16 protein-coding genes and 1 tRNA gene are annotated in these 21605 nt (G+C 74.0%); 11 read left to right on the top strand and 6 right to left on the bottom strand.

What is annotated here, in order from left to right:
• Nucleotides 1–2 precede the first annotated feature (2 nt).
• From mqnC to MNY62_RS00400, 4 genes are read left to right on the top strand one after another with little or no spacing between them, the layout of a single operon-like run.
• The gene (mqnC, locus tag MNY62_RS00415; protein ID WP_242342106.1) at nucleotides 3–1880 is read left to right on the top strand and encodes a cyclic dehypoxanthinyl futalosine synthase; all 1878 of its coding nucleotides are present in this window, start codon (nucleotides 3–5) and stop codon (nucleotides 1878–1880) included.
• Nucleotides 1877–3103, top strand: a complete 1227-nt coding sequence (locus MNY62_RS00410; RefSeq protein WP_242342105.1) for an amidohydrolase family protein — start codon at nucleotides 1877–1879, stop codon at nucleotides 3101–3103. The genes mqnC and MNY62_RS00410 overlap by 4 nt, the downstream gene beginning before the upstream one ends.
• Nucleotides 3100–4005: a 4-hydroxybenzoate octaprenyltransferase gene (locus MNY62_RS00405; RefSeq protein ID WP_242342104.1), complete on the top strand. Its 906-nt coding sequence runs from the start codon at nucleotides 3100–3102 to the stop codon at nucleotides 4003–4005. The genes MNY62_RS00410 and MNY62_RS00405 overlap by 4 nt, the downstream gene beginning before the upstream one ends.
• A 9-nt stretch (nucleotides 4006–4014) precedes the next feature.
• Nucleotides 4015–4590 carry a GbsR/MarR family transcriptional regulator gene (locus MNY62_RS00400; protein ID WP_242342103.1) on the top strand — a complete coding sequence of 192 codons (576 nt, stop codon included), beginning with the start codon at nucleotides 4015–4017 and terminating at the stop codon, nucleotides 4588–4590.
• Nucleotides 4591–4635: 45 nt separating this feature from the next.
• Here MNY62_RS00400 and MNY62_RS00395 read toward each other — a convergent pair whose 3' ends face one another.
• Together MNY62_RS00395 and MNY62_RS00390 are read right to left on the bottom strand one after the other, a co-directional pair.
• Complete coding sequence (locus MNY62_RS00395; RefSeq protein ID WP_242342101.1) at nucleotides 4636–6438, bottom strand: sensor histidine kinase; 1803 nt, start codon at nucleotides 6436–6438, stop codon at nucleotides 4636–4638.
• 84 nt (nucleotides 6439–6522) lie between these two features.
• Complete coding sequence (locus tag MNY62_RS00390) at nucleotides 6523–7815, bottom strand: amidohydrolase family protein (RefSeq protein WP_242342100.1); 1293 nt, start codon at nucleotides 7813–7815, stop codon at nucleotides 6523–6525.
• Nucleotides 7816–7929: 114 nt separating this feature from the next.
• On the opposite strand from MNY62_RS00390, the gene prfA reads away from it, so the two are divergent.
• The 5 genes from prfA to MNY62_RS00365 all read left to right on the top strand — a co-directional run bounded on the left by prfA (nucleotide 7930) and on the right by MNY62_RS00365 (nucleotide 12460).
• Entirely contained in the window at nucleotides 7930–9048 is a 1119-nt protein-coding gene (gene prfA / locus MNY62_RS00385; RefSeq protein WP_242342098.1) for a peptide chain release factor 1, read from the top strand.
• Between the two features lie 23 nt (nucleotides 9049–9071).
• A complete protein-coding gene (gene prmC / locus MNY62_RS00380; protein ID WP_242342097.1) occupies nucleotides 9072–9935 on the top strand; it encodes a peptide chain release factor N(5)-glutamine methyltransferase in 864 nt (287 codons plus the stop codon).
• 96 nt (nucleotides 9936–10031) lie between these two features.
• Nucleotides 10032–11300 (top strand): UDP-N-acetylglucosamine 1-carboxyvinyltransferase, encoded by a 1269-nt coding sequence (gene murA / locus MNY62_RS00375; protein ID WP_242342095.1) that lies wholly within the window; start codon nucleotides 10032–10034, stop codon nucleotides 11298–11300.
• Entirely contained in the window at nucleotides 11297–11959 is a 663-nt protein-coding gene (gene hisG / locus MNY62_RS00370) for an ATP phosphoribosyltransferase (RefSeq protein WP_242342094.1), read from the top strand. The genes murA and hisG overlap by 4 nt, the downstream gene beginning before the upstream one ends.
• 117 nt (nucleotides 11960–12076) lie before the next feature.
• Complete coding sequence (locus tag MNY62_RS00365) at nucleotides 12077–12460, top strand: zf-TFIIB domain-containing protein (protein ID WP_242342092.1); 384 nt, start codon at nucleotides 12077–12079, stop codon at nucleotides 12458–12460.
• Between the two features lies 1 nt (nucleotide 12461).
• On the opposite strand, the gene MNY62_RS00360 is transcribed toward MNY62_RS00365, so the two are convergent.
• The gene (locus MNY62_RS00360; protein ID WP_242342090.1) at nucleotides 12462–13157 is read right to left on the bottom strand and encodes a molybdopterin-dependent oxidoreductase; all 696 of its coding nucleotides are present in this window, start codon (nucleotides 13155–13157) and stop codon (nucleotides 12462–12464) included.
• A gap of 112 nt (nucleotides 13158–13269) precedes the next feature.
• Here MNY62_RS00360 and MNY62_RS00355 point away from each other — a divergent pair.
• Nucleotides 13270–13345, top strand: a tRNA-Gly gene (locus MNY62_RS00355).
• Nucleotides 13346–13462: 117 nt separating this feature from the next.
• Here MNY62_RS00355 and MNY62_RS00350 read toward each other — a convergent pair.
• Nucleotides 13463–14335, bottom strand: a complete 873-nt coding sequence (locus MNY62_RS00350; protein ID WP_242342089.1) for a GNAT family N-acetyltransferase — start codon at nucleotides 14333–14335, stop codon at nucleotides 13463–13465.
• Nucleotides 14336–14439: 104 nt separating this feature from the next.
• Here MNY62_RS00350 and MNY62_RS00345 point away from each other — a divergent pair, with 104 nt between their 5' ends.
• Nucleotides 14440–15216, top strand: a complete 777-nt coding sequence (locus MNY62_RS00345; protein ID WP_242342087.1) for a hypothetical protein — start codon at nucleotides 14440–14442, stop codon at nucleotides 15214–15216.
• Nucleotides 15217–15346: 130 nt separating this feature from the next.
• Here MNY62_RS00345 and MNY62_RS00340 read toward each other — a convergent pair whose 3' ends face one another.
• Both MNY62_RS00340 and MNY62_RS00335 read right to left on the bottom strand, forming a co-directional pair.
• On the bottom strand, nucleotides 15347–16396 hold the full coding sequence (locus MNY62_RS00340) for a Dickkopf N-terminal cysteine-rich domain-containing protein (RefSeq protein ID WP_242342086.1): 1050 nt from the start codon (nucleotides 16394–16396) through the stop codon (nucleotides 15347–15349).
• A gap of 22 nt (nucleotides 16397–16418) precedes the next feature.
• Nucleotides 16419–21398 (bottom strand): Ig-like domain-containing protein, encoded by a 4980-nt coding sequence (locus MNY62_RS00335; protein ID WP_242342085.1) that lies wholly within the window; start codon nucleotides 21396–21398, stop codon nucleotides 16419–16421.
• Nucleotides 21399–21605 lie beyond the last annotated feature (207 nt).

Below are 21605 nucleotides of genomic sequence, written 5' to 3'. Positions count from 1 at the left end.
CCATGCCGAAGCTCCGCGCCGCCGCCGTCTCCTTCCTGAACGCCCACCCGCTCACCGTCGGGCTCGAGGGCTCCGAGCGGATCGAGCTCGTCCTCGCCGAGCCGTCGCGCTGCGCCGCGATGCTCGAGGAGGGCGAGGTGGATCTCGCGCTCGTCTCGGTCGCCGCCCTCACCAAGGGCGAGTACGAGATCGTGCCCGGCATGGCCATCGGCGCCGACGGCCCGGTGCAGACGGTGGTCCTCGCCGGCGAGCAGTCGCCCGCCATCTGGGACGAGGTGTTCCTCGACACCGCCTCCCGCACCTCCCACGTCCTCGCGAAGCTGGTCCTCGACGAGATGGGCGTGCACCCGAAGTTCACGCCCATGCATGCGGACGAGGGGCTCGCCCGCGCGAAGGGCACGAAGGGCGCGCTCGTCATCGGCGACCGCGGCTTCGGGGTGCGCGCGAACCACATCGTCGATCTCGGGCGGGAGTGGACGCACCTCACCGGCCTGCCCATGATCTTCGCGCTCTGGGCGGCGCGGCCCGGGCGCGTCTCGCCGGAGGACGTGCAGGAGCTGACGCGCGCCGCGCAGCACGGCCTCGGCGTCCGGACCGAGCTCGCCCAGCGCTTCGCCGCCGAGAAGGGCGGCGACCCGGAGCGCTACCGCCGCTACCTCACGCAGCGGATCCGCTACGGCCTCGGGCCGCACGAGCTCGACGGCCTCGAGGCGTTCCTCGGCAAGGCGGCCGCGAAGGGCTTCCTCCCGCCGATGAAGCTGCGCTTCGTCGACGACGTCGTCCGCTCGAAGCGCACCCGGCGGGTGGTCTCGCTCGACACCGCGCTGCAGAAGGGCGCCGACGGGGAGCGGCTCGATGCGGACGAGGCGGAGCTGCTCGACGAGAAGGCGCCGCTGCTCGAGCTCGGCCTCGCCGCGGACGCGCGCCGCCGCGCGCTCCACCCGGACGGCACGGTCACCTACATCGTCTCGCGGAACGTGAACTATACGAACGTCTGCACGACGGCGTGCCACTTCTGCGCGTTCTACCGGCCGCGCGGCCACAAGGAGGCGTACGTCCTCGACCGCGACGAGCTGACCCGCAAGATCGACGAGACGGTGGCGCTCGGCGGCATCGAGATCCTGCTCCAGGGCGGCCTGCACCCGGACCTCGGCGTGGAGTGGTACGAGGAGCTGTTCCGCTGGGTGAAGGCGAAGTGGCCGGTCATCAACCTGCACGCGCTCTCGCCCGAGGAGATCTGGCACATCGCCCGCACGAGCGAGCTGCCCCTCGACGAGACCATCGAGCGGCTCATCGCCGCCGGGCTCGACTCGATCCCCGGCGGCGGCGCCGAGATCCTCGACGACGAGGTGCGCCGCCGGATCGCACCGCTCAAGTGCTCGACCGACGAGTGGCTCTCCGTCATGAAGGCCGCCCACGTGAAAGGGCTGCGCAGCACGGCCACCATGATGTTCGGCGTGGGCGAGGAGGCGTGCCACCGGGTGGCGCACCTCACGCGGCTCCGCGAGCTGCAGGACGAGACGCAGGGCTTCACCGCCTTCATCTGCTGGCCGTTCCAGTCGGCGAACACGCGGCTCACCGCGTCGGACACGAGCGCGCAGGCTTATCTCAGGGTGAACGCGGTGTCGCGGCTCGTCCTCGACAACGTGCCGAACCTGCAGGCCTCGTGGGTCACGATGGGAGGCGGCGTCGCCCAGGCCTCCCTGCACATGGGCTGCAACGACTTCGGCTCGGTGATGATCGAGGAGAACGTGGTCTCGGCGGCGGGCACGACCTTCCAGATGGACTCGGAGGAGGTCGAGCGGCACATCCGCGACGCGGGCTTCCGCGCGGTGCGGCGGAACATGAGATACGAGCGCCTGGAGGACCGGGTCGCGTGACCCCGCGCGTCTACAGCGCGCCGTGGGTGCTCCCCGGGCGGGCGGCCGCGGCCGCGACCCCGGGCGCCATCCGCGACGGCGCGGTCGCCCTCGGCGGCGACCGGGTCCTCGCGATCGGCCCGCGCGCCGCCGTCGAGGAGCGCTTCGGGAGGGGCGAGCGGCTCGACGCGGTGATCCTCCCCGCCCTGGTGAACGCGCACCTGCACCTCGAGCTCTCGCACATGGCCGGCCGCGTCGCCGGCGGCGAGGGGCTCCCCTCGTGGATCCACCTCTTCATCTCCGCCCGCGCGCTCCCCCGCCCCGAGGAGGAGGCGGCGCAGGCGATGATCATGTCCGCCGAGGACATGGCGCGCGCCGGCGTCGCGGCGGTGGGCGACGTCTCGAACACGCTCGACTCGGTCGGGCCGCTCGCGGCGGCCGGGTTCACCGGCACCGTCTACCACGAGGTGTTCGGGGCGACGCCGGCGCGCATCGAGGCGGCCCTCGCCGGCGCCCGCGCCGCGCGGGCGACCTGCGCGCCGGCGCCGGGCCTGCGCATCGCGCTCTCGCCCCACGCGATCTACTCCACGCACGGCCCGACGCTCGGGCAGCTCCTCGCCGCCGGCCCCGCCTCCATCCACCTCGCCGAGGATCCCGCCGAGCGCGCGCTGTGCGCCACCGGCACCGGCGACTTCGCGCGCATGTTCAACTCGCTCGGCGCGCCCCGCTCGCTGCGCCCGCGCGCCCGCTCGGCGGTCGCGTTCGTCGCCGAGCACCTCGCGCCCCACCACCTCGCGGTCCACTGCGTGGACGTGGACGCGGACGACGTCGCCCTCCTCGCCCGCTCCGGCGCGACGGTGGTCCTCTGCCCGCGCTCGAACCGCTACATCGTCGGGAAGCTCCCGCCCGTCGCGGCGCTCCTCGCGGCGGGCGTGCCACTCGCGGTCGGCACCGACTCGCTCGCCTCCTGCCCATCGCTCGCCCCGCTCGCCGACCTCGCCCTGCTCCGCCGCGAGCTCCCGGAGCTCCCGGCGGCGACGCTCCTGCCCCTCGCCTGGAACGGGCCCGCGGTCGGGGCGCCCCACGTCGGCGCGCTCGCGCCGGGCGCGGCGCCGGGCGTCCTCGCCGCGCCGCTGGGCGGCGCGCGGGTCGAGGATCCGTTCGACTTCGTCGTCTCGGCGTTCGGCGCGGAGGAGCGCCCGTTCACCTGGCTCGCGCGCCAGCGCGCGGAGGCCCTCGCATGACCTCTCCCTCCCCGGCCCGCGCCGCGCCCCCGGCGACCGGCGGGGCCGTCGCCGCGCTCGCGCGGATGGTGAAGCTCAGCCACTCGCTCTTCGCGCTGCCGTTCGCGGCGGCCGCGGTGGTGCTCGTGTCGCGCGAGGCGCGGCTCGAGCCGGTGAGGCTCGCGCTCGTGGCGCTCGCGGTCGTCGCGGCGCGCACCGCCGCGATGGCGATGAACCGCCTCGCCGACCGCGCCTTCGACGCGCGGAACCCGCGCACCGCGCGGCGTGAGCTCGTGACCGGCGAGGTGTCGCCCGGGGCGGCGTGGGCGCTCCTCGCCGCGAGCGGCGCGACCTTCGTCGCCTCGGCGGCGCTCATCGCGCCCATCTGCGGGTGGCTCGCCCTGCCGGTGCTCGCGATCCTGCTCGGCTACTCCTACGCGAAGCGCTTCACCTGGGCCTGCCACCTCTGGCTCGGCGTCGCGCAGGCGCTCGCGCCCATCGGCGTCGCCATCGCCCTCACCGGCACGGCGCCGGCCTCGGCGATCGCGCTCGGCCTCGGCGTCGGGGCCTGGATCGCGGGCTTCGACGTCTTCTACTCGCTGCAGGACATGGACTACGACCGCGGGGCGGGGCTCCGCTCCATCCCGGCGCGCTTCGGCGTCCGGGGCGCGATCGTGTGGGCGCGCGGGCTCCACGTGCTCGCCATCGCCTGGGTCGCCCTCGCGGGCGCGCTCGCCGGGCGCGGTCCGGGCTGGATCGCCGGCACCGTCGTGCTCGCCGCCGTGGTCGCCGCCGAGCACGTCTACGTGGCGCCGCGCGGCCAGCTCCGGCCCGAGCGGATCAACGTCGCGTTCTTCAACTACAACGCGTTCGCGTCCATCGCGTTCGCGCTCGCCGCGCTCCTGGATCTCGTCCTCGCCTGACGGCCCGCCATGACCGCGACCGCGTCCCGTTCACCGGCCACCTCCCACGCCCTCACGCGCGCCGACCTCGCCGTCGCCGACGGGGTCGGCGCGCTCATGGAGCTGTGGGGCTTCCGGCGGCAGCTCGGGCGGGTGTGGGCGGTGCTGTTCCTGTCGGAGCGCCCGCTCGCCGCGCCGGAGCTGTGCGACCGGCTGCACATCTCGACCGGCCTGCTCTCCATGAGCCTCGCCGAGCTGCGCCACTGGGGCGTCGTGCGCACGGTGCCGATCGCGGGCGACCGCAAGGAGCACTTCGAGGCGGAGACGAACGTCTGGAAGCTCGTCGCGAAGGTGCTGCGCGAGCGCGAGAAGCGCGCGGTGGAGGAGGCGCTCGCGACGTTCGAGCGGGCGCTCCAGGAGCTGCGCGCCGCCACGGCGGACGTGGACCCCGCCGTGAAGGCCGCCGCGCGCTTCAAGGTGCGCAGGCTCGAGCAGCTCGCGGACCTGTCCCGCGCGGCGCTGAACGTCCTGAAGCTCCTCGTCGACAGCGCGCGGGTGGACGCCGGGCCCCTCAAGGCCCTGAGCGACGTGCTCGGGCGGCGTTGAGGTCGGGCTGAACGGCCGGTTCCCTGCGGCGGGACTCCCGATTCCTCACGCCAGCGGCAGCTCCACGTGGAAGGTGGAGCCCTGGCTGGGCCGGCTCTCCACGCGGATGGCGCCTCCGCCGGCCTCGATGATCTCGCGGGCGATCCACAGCCCGAGCCCGAGCCCGCCGTAGTGCCGCGCGCTCACCGCGCGCTCGAACGGCTCGAAGATGCGGAGCTGGTCCTCCGGGGCGATCCCGATCCCGCGATCGGCCACGGTGAGCACCGCGACGCCGTCCCGCCGCGCGAGCGCGAGCGCGATCGGGCTCCCCGCGCCGTACTTCATCGCGTTCGCGAGCAGGTTCGTGATCACCTGCTCGACCCGGAGCCGGTCGCCGAGGGCGGCGATCCCGGGCGCGACGTCCACCTCGAGCGGGCAGCGCGCCCGATCGGCGGTCTCGGCGAGCCGCGCGGCGACCTGCGTGACGCTCTCCGTCAGGTCGAAGCGCTTCCGCTCCAGCTCGAGCTTCCCGGTGGCGATGCGCGAGACGTCGAGGAGCGTGCCGACGAGCGAGCCGAGCCGCTCGACGCTCGCCGCGCTCGCCGCCACGCGCTGCGTGACGCCGGCGAGCTCCGGGGAGGTCCCCTGCCTGCGGAGGAGCCGGTGCGCCTGCTGGATCTGGAGGAGCGCCGCCGCCACCGGGGTCTTGAGCTCGTGGCTCGCCACGGAGAGGAACACGTCGCGCGCGCGGATCGCCTCGTTCTTCGCGTCCTCCGACGCCTTCTGCAGGTGGATGTCGGTGAGCGTGCCCACCCACTGGCGCAGCCGCCCGTCCGCGCCGCGCAGCGGGGCGGCGCGCACGAGGAACCAGCGGTACGCGCCGTCGCGGCCGAGGAGCCGGAACGTGCCGTCGCCCCCGATCTGCTCGTCCCGCATGCGCCTCCAGAACGCGACCACCGGCGCGCGGTCCTCGCGGTGCACGAGCGTCCGCCAGCGGCCGTTCGCGAGCTCCTCGTCGCCCTTGCCGGTGTACTCGCGGATCTGCGGGTTCTGGAACTGGGTGCGCCCCGTGGCGTCCGCGGTCCAGACCATCTGCGGGATCGTCCCGAGGAGCGTGCGGAACCACTCCTCGGACTCGCGCTGCGCCGCCTCCGCCGCGTCGCGCGCGCTGAGGTCCGAGCTCGCGCCCACCCACTCGACCACCCGCCCGCGCGCGTCGATCACCGGCGCGCCGCGCGCGACCACCGGCGCCCACCCGCCCCCGCGCCGGCGCAGACGGTACTCGAGCTCGAACCGGTCGCGCCGCGCGACGGCCTCGCGCCAGGCCAGCGCCACGCGGGGGCGGTCGTCGGGGTGGACCGCGTCGAGCCAGCCCGCGTCGCGGTACTCCTCGAGGCTCTGGCCGGTGAAGTCGCGCCACGACGGCGAGTCCTCCCGGGCGAGGCCCTCCGGGGTCGCCGTCCAGATGACGTCCGAGCTCGTCGCCACGAGCGACTCGAAGCGGTGCGCGTGCGCGGCGCGCTCGAGGTACCCGTCGCGCAGGGCCGCCGCGATCCAGCAGAGCACGCCCCCGATGACGAGGAACAGCGAGACGACCGCCACCTCCGCCTGCGACGGGCCGAACGCGTCGTAGGGCGCGATGAGGTAGTAGCCGCAGAGCCCCGCGGAGAGCGCGAGCGAGAGTATCCCCGGTCCGAGCCCGCCCAGGTAGGTCGCGAAGACGACGGCGGGGACGTACAGCGCGAAAGGCACGCCGGAGACGAGCGAACGCGTCGCCAGCGAGAGCGCCGTGGAGAGGAGCGGGAAGGCGGCGCCGAGCGCGAGAGCCACTTCTGGCTTCAGCTCGGGCGGCGGGAAGCGCACGCGCACGGGGCGCAGCCTAGCGCGTCACGCGGGTCCGTGCGCATCCTCCTCGGAGGTAGCCCTCGGGGTACCGCCGGCCGTGCGGGCGACTCAGGAGGGTTCGAGCAGCCCGCGCGCCGCCTCGCGCGCCTCGGCCGCGATCGCCGCCTCGTCGGCGCCGAGCAGCCGGCCCTCCCGGAGCCGCACGTCACCATCCACGATGACCCACGCCGCAGGAGCGCCCGCCCACAGGAGGGCGAGATCGCCGCCGGGAAGGTCTGGCAGCGGCACCGGCGGTCGCCAGTCGAGCACGACCAGATCTGCGAGCGCGCCGACCTCGAGCCGCCCGAGGGTGTCGCCGAACGCCTCCGAGGCGAGCCGCGCGGCGGTCGGCCAGGCGATCCGCCCCACGAGGCCGCCCGCCGCTCCCGCGCTCCGCCCCGCGTGCCGGAGCAGCGTCGCGGCGTGGAGCGCCTCGCCGGCGACGTCGGGGAAGAGGCCGTCGCTGCCGAACGCGATGGGGACGCCCAGGCTCGCGAAGTCGAGCAGCGCCGGGATGGGGGCCCCGAAGAACATCGCCGCGCGCGGCGTCACCGCGAGCGCAGTGAGGGTGTCCGCGAGCATCACCGCCTCCGCGTGGACGGTGGTCCCGCCGTGCGCCACCACCGTGCGCGGGCCGAGCAGGTCGTGCGCCGCGAGGACCTCCACCGGCCGCCGGCCGAACCGGGCGAACGCGTGCGCCAGATCCGCCTCGTCCTCGCCCACGCAGGCGTGCACGCCCGCGCCCGCGTGCGCACCGGCGAGCGCGAGGGTCTCCTCGGACGTGTCGAGGAGCCCGGCGATCCCCACCGCGCCCCGCAGCCGCTCGCCGCTCGCGTGCCGGGCGGCGAACGCGGCCGACGCACGCACCTCGTCCTCGCCGCCATCGCCGCGCGCGCCGTAGGCGAGCACCGCGCGGAGCCCCAGCGCGCAGGCGCCGGCCACCGCCTCGAGCGCCTCGGCGGCCCCGCCAGGCGCAGCGCGCACGAGGTCGAACGCGCAGGTCACGCCGGCGCGGAGGGCGGCGAGCGCGCCTGCGCGGGCCAGAGCGGCGAGGCGCTCCGGGGTGGCGCGGCGCTCCGCCCGGGCGCGCAGGCCGGCGCGCAGATCCGACACCGTGGGCGGGGGGCGGCCCGGGAGTCCCGCCAGCCGCTGAAGCGCGCCGAGGGCGAGGTGGGTGTGCGCGTCGATCATCCCGGGCACCACGAGCCGCCCGTCCGCGTCCACGTCCCAGTCGCCCGGCCGCCCCTCGACCGGCCGTCCCGGCGGAGCCACCTGGGCGACGCGCCGCCCCTCCACCACGACGGTGGCCCCCGCTCCCGCCGCGGGGACGATCCCGTTCCGGATGACGATCCGTCCGTCCACGGGCGCGCATCATCCCTCCCGTGCCGATCCGGCGCAAAGGCGGCGGTCCGCCGCGGCCCCGAGCCCCCGTGCGCCTTGCCGGGCGAGGCCCGGAGCGGTTAAGAACGTGCCCCCATGCTGTCCCAGGAAGTCCTGAAGAAGCTCGAGGCGATCGAGCAGCGCTTCGAGGAGCTCACCGCGCTCCTGTCGGATCCGGGCGTGGCCTCGAGCGGCGACCGGTTCCGCAAGGTGTCCAAGGAGCGCGCGTCGCTCGAGCCCACCGTGGAGGCGCTCCGCGCCTACCGGCGGCTCGTGAAGGACATCGGGGACAACGAGGCGCTGCTGGCGGAGAAGGACCCCGATCTGCGCGAGATGGCGAAGGAGGAGCTCGCCCAGCTCCGCCCGCAGGTCGATCCGGCCGAGGAGCAGCTCAAGATCTACCTCGTCCCGAAGGATCCGGCGGACGAGAAGGACGTCATCCTGGAGATCCGCGCCGGCGCGGGCGGCGACGAGGCGGGCCTGTTCGCGGCGGAGCTGCTCCGGATGTACCTCCGCTACGCGGAGCGCCGCGGCTGGCGCGCCGAGATCGCGGACACCTCCGGCGGCAACCTCGGCGGCGTGAAGGACGTCACCGTCAACATCGCCGGCGACCAGGTCTACTCCTGGCTCAAGTACGAGTCGGGCGTGCACCGCGTGCAGCGCGTGCCCGCCACCGAGGCGCAGGGGCGGATCCACACCTCCACCGCGACGGTGGCGGTGATGCCCGAGGCCGAGGACATCGACATCCAGGTGAGCCCCGCCGACATCGAGATGGACGTGTTCCGCTCCACCGGCTCGGGCGGCCAGAGCGTCAACACGACCGACTCCGCCGTGCGCCTCACGCACAAGCCGACCGGCATCATCGTGAAGTGCCAGCAGGAGAAGAGCCAGCTCAAGAACCGGAACATGGCGATGCGCATGCTGCGCGCGAAGCTCTACGAGATCGAGCTGGAGAGGCAGCGCAGCGCGCGCGACGCGGCGCGGAAGAGCCAGGTCGGCACGGGCGACCGCTCCGAGAAGATCCGGACCTACAACTTCCCGCAGGACCGGCTCACCGATCACCGCATCAACTACACCCGCCACAACCTGCCGGCGGTGATGGACGGCGACGTGCAGGACGTCATCGACGCGTGCCGCACGTTCTACGCCGCCGCGGCGCTGCGCGAGGCCTCGCGCGGCAACGCCGCGGAGGGCGGGGCCGAGCGGCGCGCGTGAGCAGCGCCCCGAGGCCCTCGCCCGTGCCCGAACCCTGGACCACGCTCAAGCTCCTCGCCTGGACTCAGGAGTTCTTCGCGAAGAAGGGCGTCGACTCCCCGCGCCTCACCGCGGAGGTGCTCCTCGCGCACGCGCTCTCCTGCGATCGCGTCCGGCTCTATCTCGACTTCGACAAGCCGCTCGGTGATCGGGAGCTCGCCGTCTACCGCGACCTCGTCCGGCGGCGCGGCGAGGGGGAGCCGACGGCTTACCTCGTCGGCAAGAAGGAGTTCTACGGTCGGCCGTTCGCCGTGGACGCGCGCGTCCTCGTCCCCCGCCCCGAGACCGAGCTCCTGGTGGAGGCAGCGCTCGCGGCGCTCCCGCCGGGCGGGCGCCTCCTCGATCTCTGCACCGGCTCGGGGGCCATCGCCGTCAGCGTCGCGCTGGAGCGGCCGGACGCGCACGTCCTCGCGACCGACGCCTCGGAGGACGCCCTCGCCGTCGCGCGGGAGAACGCCGCCCGGCTCGGCGCCGTGGTCGAGCTCGCCCACGGCGACCTGTGGGCGGCCGTCCACGGGGACGCGCGGTTCGAGGTGATCGTCTCCAATCCGCCTTACGTTCCGACCGGCGAGCTCCCCGGGCTCTCGCGCGAGGTGCGGCGCGAGCCGTGCATCGCGCTCGACGGGGGGGCCGACGGACTCGCGATCCTCCGCCGCATCGTCGCCGGCGCACCGGCGCGGCTCGTTCCAGGGGGCACGCTCCTGCTCGAGATGCACGAGCGGCACCTCGACGAGCTGCCGAGCCTGTGCTTGCAGGCCGGCTTCGAGTGCGCGGAGGCTCGCCGGGACCACGCCGGCCTGCCCAGGCTGGGGGTGGCCCACATGGCGGGCGGACCCCACCCGGCGTAGAATCCGCCCGCCTCGACGCCCGGTCTCTCGCGAACGGGCCCGCGCTGTCACGCGCGGTGCAACACCCGCGGCGCACGCCGCGGGCACGGAGTGGAATTGGACAAGATCCTCATCGACGGTGGCGTCCCGCTGCGCGGCAGCGTCGCGGCCTCCGGCGCGAAGAACGCAGCCCTCCCCATCATCGCCGCCTCCCTCCTCGCCGAGGGCGAGCACCGCATCCGCAACGTCCCCGACCTCGCGGACGTCCGCACGCTCGGGCGGCTCCTCGGCCACATGGGCTGCCAGGCCGAGCGGAACGCGGGCGAGAAGGGCGCGCTCTGGGTCCGCGTGCCGGCGGCGGTCGAGCCGGAGGCGCCCTACGAGCTCGTGAAGACGATGCGCGCCTCGGTCGTGGTGCTCGGCCCGCTCGTCGCGCGCTGGGGCAAGGCGCGGGTGTCGATGCCCGGCGGCTGCGCGATCGGCGCGCGACCGATCGATCAGCACCTCAAGGGCCTCGCCGCGCTCGGCGCGGAGCTCCACCTCGAGCACGGCTATGTCGAGGCGACCGCGCCGCGCGGGCGCCTCCACGGCGCGACCTTCACCTTCGACGGCCAGACCGTCACGGGCACCGAGAACGTCATGATGGCGGCGGTCCTCGCCGAGGGCGAGACGCTGCTCCGGAACTGCGCGCGCGAGCCGGAGATCGTGGATCTCGCGGACGCGCTCCGCGGGATGGGCGCGCGCATCGAGGGCGACGGCACGGACGACATCTGGATCGAGGGCGTCGAGTCGCTCCGGCCGATCGACCACGTCGTGATCGCCGATCGCATCGAGGCCGGCACCTTCCTCGTGGCGGGCGCGCTGCCCGGCGGCGACGTGACCGTGAAGGGCTGCGTCCCCGCGCACGTCGAGGCGCTCGTCGAGAAGCTCCGGACGGTCGGCGCCCAGGTGCTGCCGGTCGAGGGCGGGCTGCGGGTCGTCGGCGACGGCCGCCCGCGCCCGGTGGACGTCCGCACCGGGCCGCACCCGGGCTTCCCCACCGACATGCAGGCGCAGATGATGGTCCTGCTCTGCCTCGCCGACGGCTCGTCGAAGATCACCGAGACGGTCTTCGAGAACCGCTTCATGCACGTGCAGGAGCTGCAGCGGCTCGGCGCCGACATCGCCGTCGACGGGAAGACCGCGGTGCTGAAGGGCGTCCCGGGCCTCTCCGGCGCGCCGGTGATGGCCTCCGACCTGCGCGCCTCGGCGGCGCTCGTCCTCGCGGGCCTCGCCGCGCAGGGCACGACCGAGGTCCATCGCGTGTACCATCTGGATCGCGGCTACGAGCGGATCGAGGAGAAGCTCGCGCCCCTCGGGGCGCGCATCCGGCGGGAGAAGGCGTGAACGGCGAGATCATCACGGTCGCGGTCCCGAAGGGCCGGCTGCTCGAGGAGTCGTCTGCGCTCTTCGAGCGCGCCCTGGGCGTCTCCCCGAAGAAGCTCCTCGATGGGACGCGCAAGCTCGCCGCCGATGCGCCCGAGGCGGGGCTGCGCTTCATCTCCATCCGAGCCGCCGACGTGGCGAGCTACGTCGAGCACGGCGCGGCTGCGGTCGGCATCGTCGGGCTCGACATCCTGCGAGAGGAGCCGCGCGACCTGTACGAGCCGCTCGACCTCGGGATCGGCCGCTGCCGGGTCATCGTCGCCCGGCCCCGGGACGCGAAGCCCCTCCCCCGCGGGGTCGCGCCGCGCGTCGCCACCAAGTACCTGTCCCTCGCCGCCCACCACTTCGCGAAGAAGGGCATCCCGGCGGAGATCATCCCGCTCCACGGCTCCATCGAGGTCGCCCCCTCGCTCGGCCTCGCCGACGCGATCGTCGATATCACCGAGACCGGCGAGACCCTGCGCGCGAACGGGCTCGTCATCGAGGAGTCGGTCCTCGACGTCTCCGCGCGCCTGGTGGTGAACCGGGTCGCCCTGAAGCTCCACGCCGAGCGGCTGCGCCGGCTGATCGCGGCCCTTCGCCGGGTATGCGGCGAGGCGGCGGCGCCGAAAGTCCGTTGAAAGGTCGGGGGGCTTCTGCCTAGTATCCGGGAGTTTCTTGGATAGCTCCGGCGTTTCGCTTGGATCCCTTCCGCTGATTCTCGTGCTTCACGGTCCCAAGGAGGACCCGTTTCCGTTATGGATTGCCCGCGGTGCAGCGTCGAGATGGCCGAGATCTCCCACGAGGACAGCGTAGTTCACCGCTGCGGCGAGTGCGGCGGAGTCTGGGTGGTGGATGTCGCGGACCTGAACAAGATGCTGCTGCACGCCAACCTGCCAGCGCTCTCGGCGCTCGGCGGCTACGTGAACGCGGACGAGATGGCGGGGATGTGCCCGGCGTGCAACGTCGACCTCGTGGTGGTCGAGGGCGGCGAGAAGCGCGCGGTCACCTACGACACCTGCGAGTCCTGCGGCGGAATCTGGATCGAGGGCGAGGAGGACGAGCCCGCCCCGGAGATCGGCTGGAAGGACGCCGAGAAGCAGATCGTGGCCTTCTTCCGCCGGTTCGCGAAGAAGAAGTAGCTCACCACATCCGGTCGTCGCGCCACGGGTACGCGGTGTTCGAGTACCCGCGGATCTCCCAGTAGCCGCGCCGGTCGTGCGTCATGAGCTCGAGGCGCGAGACCCACTTCGCGCCCTTCCAGGCATAGAGCTGCGGCGTCACCACGCGCACCGGCCCGCCGTGTGCCCGCGGGAGCGGCGCGCCCTCGACCGCGTGGACGAGGAGGACGTCGGGCTTGAGCGCCTCCTCGAGCGGCAGGTTGGTGGAGTAGCCGTCGGACGCGTGCGCCATGAGGTGCGTCGCCCCCACGAGCGGCCGCGCGAGCGCGAGCACGGTCTCGAGCCGGACGCCGCGGAGGGCGAGGTCCAGGACCGACCAGCCGGTCACGCAGTGGAAGTCGGCCTCGAGGTCCTCCTGCGGGAGCTCCATGAGCTCCGCGAAGGAGAGCGTGAGCGGCGCCTCGCAGGCGCCGTCCACCACGAGCCGCCAGCGCTCGGGCGCGATCTCCGGCGTCTCGCCGAGATCGAGCACCGGCCACTCCGCCTTCTCGAAGACGTTCTGGCCCGGCGGCTCCTTCGGCATGCCGTGCCGGTTCGGGGGGCCGTCGCCCTGCGGCTCGGCGTCGGAGAGCGAGGGCGTCGCCCGCAGCTTCTCCCCGAAGCGCGCCCGCAGCGCCGCCGTCCCGTCCTCGATCCGCCGCCGGATTTCGTCGTTCACGGCAGCCGTTCTAGCCGCTCGACGGCGCCCACGCACCCCGCATCCCGGGCGGCTCCACCCGGCCGAACTCCTTGACTCCCGGGCCTCTTCACGGCAAAAACTGGTCCGCGACGCGGGAATAGCTCAGTTGGTAGAGCATCAGCTTCCCAAGCTGAGGGTCGCCGGTTCGAACCCGGTTTCCCGCTCCAGTTCTGAAGGCCGGAATCCGGCGGCTTGGTCGCCCTGGGTTCCGGCCTTCGTCATTCGGTAGACGGGTTCGGGTGCAGGCAAACTCGCCCGTTCGAAGCCGGGCGATGGCGTACGGCTCAGAGCGCCCGCTCCCACGCGCCCCGGCGCCACCGCTCGACCCACGCTTCGGCGCGGTATAGCGCGAGCGCTGGCGCGTTCGATGCTGCGACGCGCAGCACGACCTCGCGTGCGCCAGCCGCGTCGAGCAACGCCTCGCACCGACGCAGCAGCCATCGCCCGAGTCCGCGACGCCGCGCGCGCGACGACGCAACCGCGATCGTCTCCACCTCGTTCTCACCCTCGCGCTCAGGTGCTACGACACCACGCAGCAGGCCGACCGCGCCGTCCGCGTCGACGACGAACCGCAGGAGCTTCGGGTCGAACCCTGGCGAGGCGATGATGCGCGCACCGTCGTCCGCGGTGACGGGAACCGTGAACCCGATCCCGGCGAAGGCGTCGTTCTCGAGCGCCGCCCACGCCTCCAGCCCGACCTGCTCGAGGCCGACCTCCGCGAGTCCAGCGGGCAGCGCGAGCGGCGGCCGCGGGCGCGTGCGGCGCATGCCGACGACTGCGTCCGCCGGCCGGTAGCCCCGCGCCTCGAGCTCCGCACCGATGCCGCGTGCCTCGCGCTCGACAACCCGAAGCGTCCGCGCCTGGGCGCTTCGGGCGCGCGCCTCCATCGCATCCACGATCGCGAGTGCCGCCGGCGCCGGTCCCGCGAGCCACGTGAGCGCGCACCGGCCCGTTTCCGCGAGGCCCTTCGCGACCCACAGCCCGACGGCGGCCGGCGCGCCGTCTTCGAGAAGCGCGACGCCCTCGATCCCGTCCGGCAGCGCCGCCACCTCAGCCCGCAGCGCGGCGACGTCGCGACCGAGAAGCGCCGCGATGGGCGCCCAGTCGCGCGCGCTCGACCACGGCACGATGTCGCGAGGCGCCGCCGGCTTCTGCATCCGATCGCGTGTCAATTCGTCCCCCGCCGACGCCCGGTCGCGTCGACCCGAAGAAGACCACGGATGGTGCAGTACGAGGACCGTTTCCGACGTTCGCGCGAACCATGATCTACGCGAACGATCCCCGCGCCCAGTCAGCCCACGCCGCGTTCGTGAACGATGCGACCCGGCACCTTGCCGTCCAGCCGGGCCTGCCGCATGTTCGCCGCCGGATGCAGCCGATTCGCAGGATGGCGCTCGCGCTCGTGCTCGCGGCGACCGCGTGCGTGCACCAGCGCCAGCTCGTCCCCGGGTCGTCCGCGCAGACGGTGCCGGGGCATCCTCGGAGGGCCGAGGAGACCGTCGAAGGCGTCCACGTGATCGTGGACTCGGACGCCTGGCGTGCGGGGATGGTGCGCGACGTGCTCTCCCCCGTGCGCGTGACGATCGAGAACGGCAGCCCCCGTCCACTGCGCATCGCCTACGGCGAGTTCACGCTGGGCGGGGCGAATGGGTTCCGCCTCGCCGCGCTGCCGCCGTACCAGGTCGCGGCGCGGAACCCCATGGTCGTGGACCCGGGGTTCGGGGGCGTCGGCTTCTGGTACGCGCCCTGGGCCGGGCGCTACTATCGCCGCGCGCCCCTCTGGCTGCACGGCGAGTTCCCGCTCGACGCCGCCTACTACGATCGGTTCTACGGCGGCTGGCCGGCTGCGCTGCCCGACGAGGAAGTGCTCCGCCAGGCGCTGCCGGAGGGCGTGCTCGATCCCGGCGGGCACATCTCCGGCTTCCTCTACTTCCCGGATCAGCCGAGGGGCACGGCGCTCACGTTCTTCGCCGCCCTCGTGGACGCCGCGACGGGGCAGAGCTTCGGGACGGTGGCGATCCCGTTCACGGTGAAGTAGCGCGACGTCCTCGCTCCGGCCGCGCTGCTCGGCCATGTTCAGACATGGAGGCCCTCAGTGCGCTCCCGCCGCTGCGGCGCGTTCGAGGCCCAGCAGAACGCGACGTCCTCGTCCTTGGGGTGCGGGGCGGTCAAGGCTCCGCGCAGAGGGTCGTGCACTGTCCGGTGCTCGCGTAGTCGCACACGTCTGTCGGCCTGCACTGCGACTGCAGCGAGCAGGTCTCGCCCGGCGCGCGCCAGGCCGCGCAGGCGTAAGCCGCGCCGTTCCAGGAGCACCACCCGCCGATGCAGGGGCGGTCCTCGCCGTTGACGTTGCTGCAGACCTCCGAAGGCTTCGGACCGTCCACGCACGTGCCGCTCGCGCCGCAGAAGAGCCCCGGGCCGCAGGCGTTCTCCCCCTGCGTGCAGCTCTCCCCCGGTCCGCGCCACGCGACGCAGGTGGAGGCGCTCGAGCACCGGTAGCCGATCGCGCACTCCTCGTCGCGCGTACACCCCCCGGACGTCGCCCGCGGACGGCAGCGGTTGTCCGTGTAGGAGATCCACTCGCAGAAGAGGCCGGGTCCGCACCAGACGTCGTTCAGGCAGGGGCCGTCCAGCGGTGACAGCGGCGCGCACGTGGGCGTCGCCAGGAGGATGTTGCAGGAGGCCCCCGCGGCGCACGGCCGGGCGTAGTCGCATGGCGACCCGGAGGGTATCGGCGTCACGCAGGTGCTGGGGCACGCATCCGGCGACCAGAGGCAGACGCCCGACGCGCAGCTCTCGTCCGAGAAGCACTCCTGACCGTCCGTCAGCTTGCCGGCGATGGCCGCCCCGCAGTCTGCCTGAGCGTAGGCCCCGTTCATGAACGCCTCGAGCACGTCGCAGCTCGCCGTCGCGAGGAAGGAGAGGCACGCCCCGGCGCGCGAGGCGTCGTACGTCGCGCGCCCCGCCGCCACGGCTTGCACCGGGTCCGCGCACCGCGCCGCCGGCGCGAACACCGCCGCCGCCTCGGCCGCCGAGCCGCGCTCGCAAGCCGCCCAGCGCGTCGCGTACGCGCCCCAGTACGCGTCGCAGTACGCCGAGACCGTCGCGGGCGCCGGCCCGCCGCCGGGGCCGCCACCGCCGCCCGGGTCGCCTCCGCCAGAGCTCGAGCACGCGGCGGCCAGGAGCAGGAACGAAAGCGCAATCCTCTTCGACGTCATGTGTCCTCCCGACTCCGGCGTTTCACTTCGAGACTGCGAACGCGAGGTCGTCATGATCGTCGAACTCGCCGGTGCTGCAAGGTTGCTGCGTCCCCGCGTGGCGCAGCTGCACCCGCACCGCCTGCAGCGCCCCCGGCTCGAGGACGTGATCGACGCCGAGCACCTGGGGGCCGGCGCGGGTCGGCGTGAGCGTCGCCACCCAGCGCCAGGAGGGGGACAGCGCGTTCGGCGCGACGTAGACGTCGAGCGCGTCGGTCTCGTAGCTCGCGGTCGCCCAGACCTTCGCCTCGATCCGGACGGCGCCGCCCTCCTTGAGGCCGGCGGCCGGATCGAGCGCCCGCACCGTGACGACGTCCACCGACTCGTCCTGGTGGAAGAAGCCCGACGCGCCGTCCGGGCAGCTCGCGGCGATGGTGTTGGGCGCCGAGGGCTCGGGGCCGAGCGGGCCGCGTCCCACCACGAGCCCTCCCGTCCAGCAGCGCGCGCCCGGGAGCGCGCACTTCGGGGCCTTCAGCTTCCTGTCGAACGAGGCGAGCCCGGTCAGGGCCACGTGCACCGTCACCGGTGCGCTCTCCCCGACGTTCATCCCCGCGTCGTAGGCGCGCGCGACGAACCGGTAGTCCGCGCCATCCGCGAGCGCCGCGACGCTGGTCGAGAAGGCCCAAGGCGCGGCGGTGTCGGTGGCGACGAGCGTCTCCACGCCCGCCGCGTCGAGCCGCACGAGCCTCACCTCCGTCACCGCCACGTTGTCGGTGGCCGTCACCTGGACGGTGATCGCCCCGGAGACCGTCTCGCCGTCCACGGGCGCCGTGATGTTGGCGGTCGGCTTCACCACGTCCTCGACCTCGACGGAGACCGGCGCGCTCCTCGTCCAGTTGCCCGAGTAGTCGAACGCCACGGCCGTCAGGCTGTAGGTCCCCGGCGCGAGCCCCGCGGTGTCCCAGCTCGCCGTGAAGGGCGCGGTCCCGTCGGAGGACAGGGCGCCCCCGTCCACCTCGAAGGCGACGTGCTCGACGCCGACGTCGTCGCTCGCGGCGGCGGACACCGCGACCGCGTCGCGCACCTTCGCCCCGGCCGTGGGAGCGGAGATGGACACGGACGGAGCCGTCGTGTCCGGCGTGCCCGGCTCGGTGGCGATCACGACGTCGTCGCGGTCGTCGTACCCGGTGGTCCCGCAGGCCTCGGGGAGCCCGCCGCCCCGGAGGGCGACGCGGACGACCTGCCGCTCCGAGTAGGCGAGCGGGACGGTCGCCGAGAGGGTCTGCTCGCCCGCGAGCGTCGGCTCGACCGTCGCGCGCAGCACGAACTGCGGCGCCGCAGCATCGGCCGCGACGTAGACGTCGAGCCGGTCGTACATGGGATCCGCGACGAAGGCCCGCACCTCCACCTGCGCGAGCTTGCCGCCGGTGAGGGGCGCGCCGTCGAGCGACGAGATCGCGACGTGCTCGATCGACTCGTCGATCCGGTAGATGCCCTCGGTGCCGTCGGGGCACCCGTCGACCGTGTTCGAGGCGTTCGCCTCCGGGCCGAGGGGCCCGCGCCCCATGAGCAGGATGCCGGTGTGGCAGAACGACGAGATCGCGTCGCAGAACGGCGCGCCCGCCACGGGGTCGAACGTGGCGCCGGGGTTCTGGACGTTGATCGAGACGGGGTCGCTGACGGCGGTGTTGCCCGCCTTGTCGTAGGCCTTGCTCGTGAGGACGTGGTCGCCGTTCGCCACGGAGGTCGTGTCGAACGTCGCCTCGAACGGCGCGGCCGTGAACGTGGCGAACGGCACGTCGTCCACGCGCAGCTCGACCTTCGCCAGGACGCCGCCCGGGTCGGCGGCGTCGGCCGCCACGGGGATCGTGCCGGCGACCTGCGTGAGGCCGGAGACCGGCGCCCGCAGCGTGGTGGTGGGCGGCGTGATGTCGCCGGTCCTCACCCAGACAAGAGGCTCCGATTTGGAGTCCCCGACGTTTCCGGCGAAGTCGAACGCCTTGGCGTAGAGGAGATAGGTCCCCGACGGAACGGTGCTGCTCGCCAGGGTGAACGTCCACGGCGCGCCGGAGGTGGTCTCGCCCACCTTGAACCCGTAGGTCGTGTAGGGCACGTGGAGCCAGAACTCGACCCGCTTCACGGCGCTGTCGTCGGAGGCGTCGGCGGTGAGCTGAACCTCGCCGCTGAGATAGGAGCCGGACGGCGGTGACGTGACGGTCACCGTGGGCGGCGTCCGGTCCTCGCGCCTCACGGTGACGCTCGCGGTCCCGACGTTGCCGACGCCGTCCTGCGCGCTCGCGGAGAAGACGTAGCTGCCGTTGGGAGCGCGCGAGAAGTCGTACGGGATCTCCCACGGCGCGCCCGTGTTGGTGCCGAGCGACACGCCGTCGAGGAAGAACTCCACCTTGCGGATCCCGCTGTCGTCGGTCGGGTCCACCGAGAACGTGACGGCGTTGGGGACGACCGCCCCGGCCTCCGGCGCGATCACCTTCACGTCCGGAGGTGTCACGTCGTCCACCGTCACCGTCACGGGCCCCGACTCGGTCACGTTCCCCTGGAGGTCGGTCCCCCGCACGCGCAGCGCGTAGGTGCCGTTCGCCGGGGCCCGCAGCTCGAACCGCCACGGGGCCACGAGGTCGCTCCCCTGGAAGACGCCGTCGACGAGCAGGTCCACCTTCGCCACGGCGCCGGCGTCGGTCGCGCTCGCCGAGACCGCGATGAGGTTGGAGGGCAGCGACGCCGCGTCGAGCGGCTCCAGGATCGCCACCGTGGGCCCGGTGAGATCGGCGAGCGTGACCGCCACCTCGTCGGTCGCGGTGTGGCCGGCGCCGTCGTGCGCGACCGCCCGTACCACGTACTTGCCGTTCGGGAGGAGCGCGGGGTTCCACGCTGCCGTGTACGGCGCCGCGGTGAGCTGGGCGATCGCGTAGGTCTTCCCCTTCCAGTCGTCGGCGGTCACCATCACCTTCGACACGAGCCGATCGTCCGCCGCCGCGACCTCGACCGTGGTGCTCTCCGCCAGCACCTCGCCGGCGGCAGGCGCGACGATCTCCACGGTCGGCGGCGCGCCGTCCGCGGTGCCGTCCCCCACCTCGAAGACGAGGTCGTCGCGGTCGTCGAAGCCGCCCGAGGAGCAGACCGCCTCCTCCCCGCCGCGACGGAAGGCCGCGCGAACCGCCTGCGTGCCGCCCGCGGGGAGCGTGTACCAGGCCGTGAGCGTCTGCGGGCCGGAGGCCAGCGGCGTCAGCGTGATGAGGTGGCGCCACGCCGGCGGGCTCACCGCCGGCGACGCGTACACGTCCAGGGAGTCACCCAGCTCGCCGCCGACGATCGCGTCCACCTCCAGCTTCACGTTCCCGCCGGCCGCGAGCGGCGTCCCGTCGGCGGAGGAGATGCGGAGCTGCTCGATCGACTCGTCCAGCAGGTACACCCCGAGCTCGCCGTCGTGGCAGACGCAGCCCGCTGGATCGGCGTCGCACGCGTCGCGGAGCGCGCTCGGGGCGTACCGCTCCGGGCCGAGCCCGGCGCGCCCGCGGACCAGGTCCCGCGAGTCGCAGGACGCGGCGAGCGTCTCGCACCGCGCGATCCGCAGCGCCGGGTCGAGGTGGGCGACGCCCGGGTTGCTCACCGTGACCGAGATCGCCGTCGAGTCGGTCGCGTGGCCGGCCGAGTCGTACGCCCGGACCACGAGGGAGTGCGCGCCGTCGAGCGACGTGGAGGTGTCCCAGGCGATCTCGAACGGGCTCGAGTCGCTGCTGCCTCGCCAGCGCCCGTCGACGAGCAGCTCGACGCGCGTGAGCCCGTGGTCGTCGCTCGCCGTGCCGGTGACGTTCACGACGCCCGTGAGGGCGTCGCCTTCCACGGGCGCCGTGGTCGCGACCGTCGGAGCGACGTCGTCGGCGGCCGGCGTGAGCTCCACCCCTCGCGTGTAGACGAGCCGATCGGGCGTGAACCCGGGCGCGCCCGCCGGAGCGCGGGTCGCGCTCGCGACGAGCGCCCGGACGACGTCCTGCGAGGTCGCCGCCGGGTTCCGCGAGAGGAGGAGGGCCACTGCGCCGGTCACGTGCGGCGCCGCCATCGACGTGCCGGAGAGCGGCAGAGCCGCGACCGCGGTCGTGTTCCACGCGGAGACGATGTCGGTCCCGGGCGCGATGAAATCCACGCAGTCGCCGACGTTCGAGAAGGGCGCGAGCTCGTCCACCGGCACTCCACCGACCACCGGAGGCATTCGCTGCTGCATCGCCGCGACGGTGAGCGCGCTGGGCGCGCGCGCCGGGGAGACGTCGCAGGCGTCCTTGCCCCCGTCGCCTGCGGCCGCCACGACCACGATCCCGTGCTCCGTCGCTGCCTCCACCGCCGCGTCGATCGCGGCGGACGGGCTGGCGAAGAGGCTGAGGTTCGCGACGGACGGCCGGGTGTGGTTCGCGATCACCCAGTCGAGCCCCGCGACGATGCTCGAGGCGCTGCCGTTCCCGCTGCAGTCGAGGACGCGCACCGACCGGATGCTGGCGCCCTTCGCGACGCCGTAGGGCCCTCCGGCGATGGTCCCCGCGACGTGGGTGCCGTGGCCGCTGCAGTCCCCGACGACGCCCTCGCCGAGGGCGTCGAAGGCGAAGGAGGCCCGGCCGGCGAACGCGGCGTGCGACGTGAGCACGCCGGTGTCCAGCACGAACGCGTCCACCTCCGATCCCGTCCACCGGTCGTCCCAGCCGTACCTGTCGTCGAGCACGGCGCCGCGCTGGTCGACGCGGTCCAGTCCCCACGTCGGGCCGTACTGCCAGGCGACGGCGGCCGCCCGGGCGACGCCGTCCTGCTCGACGCTCTCCACGCGCGCATCGAGCGCGACCGCGCCGGCGGCGGCGAGCCCGGCGCGCATGGAGAAGCCGCGCAGCGCGTGCTGGTAGACGTTCAGCACCGTGGCGCCGTGATCGTTCGCGACGCTCGCCGCGACCGCGGCCACGTCCGCTGCGCTGTCGCCAGGCGCGAGGACGACCAGGTACTGATCCGGGATCGGCTGCTCCACGCGCGCGATCCGCTCGGCTCCGGCGGGGGCGGGGGTGGAGGACGTCCCTCCGCGCGAACAGCCGCCACCGGCGGCGAGCGCCAGCGCGAGAGCGGCCGTGAGACTCATCGTTGAATGCCTGGACATGTCCTCTCCCCGAGGGGCCGCCCGCGAAGACCGGCGCCCGTCCCTGCGCACGAGCCGATGGCGCCGTTCGGCGCCCGCCTG

This window comes from Anaeromyxobacter terrae, assembly GCF_022690685.1.
Taxonomy (GTDB): domain Bacteria; phylum Myxococcota; class Myxococcia; order Myxococcales; family Anaeromyxobacteraceae; genus Anaeromyxobacter; species Anaeromyxobacter terrae.
This window is presented reverse-complemented; position numbering and strand designations above follow the sequence as displayed.

Coding starts and splice junctions, on each gene's coding strand:
- mqnC (WP_242342106.1), top strand. CDS start 3: ATGCCGAAGCTCCGCGCCGCCGCCGTCTCCTTCCTGAACGCCCACCCG.
- MNY62_RS00405 (WP_242342104.1), top strand. CDS start 3,100: ATGACCTCTCCCTCCCCGGCCCGCGCCGCGCCCCCGGCGACCGGCGGG.
- MNY62_RS00400 (WP_242342103.1), top strand. CDS start 4,015: ATGACCGCGACCGCGTCCCGTTCACCGGCCACCTCCCACGCCCTCACG.
- prfA (WP_242342098.1), top strand. CDS start 7,930: ATGCTGTCCCAGGAAGTCCTGAAGAAGCTCGAGGCGATCGAGCAGCGC.
- MNY62_RS00365 (WP_242342092.1), top strand. CDS start 12,077: ATGGATTGCCCGCGGTGCAGCGTCGAGATGGCCGAGATCTCCCACGAG.
- MNY62_RS00350 (WP_242342089.1), bottom strand. CDS start 14,335: ATGCAGAAGCCGGCGGCGCCTCGCGACATCGTGCCGTGGTCGAGCGCG.
- MNY62_RS00345 (WP_242342087.1), top strand. CDS start 14,440: ATGATCTACGCGAACGATCCCCGCGCCCAGTCAGCCCACGCCGCGTTC.
- MNY62_RS00340 (WP_242342086.1), bottom strand. CDS start 16,396: ATGACGTCGAAGAGGATTGCGCTTTCGTTCCTGCTCCTGGCCGCCGCG.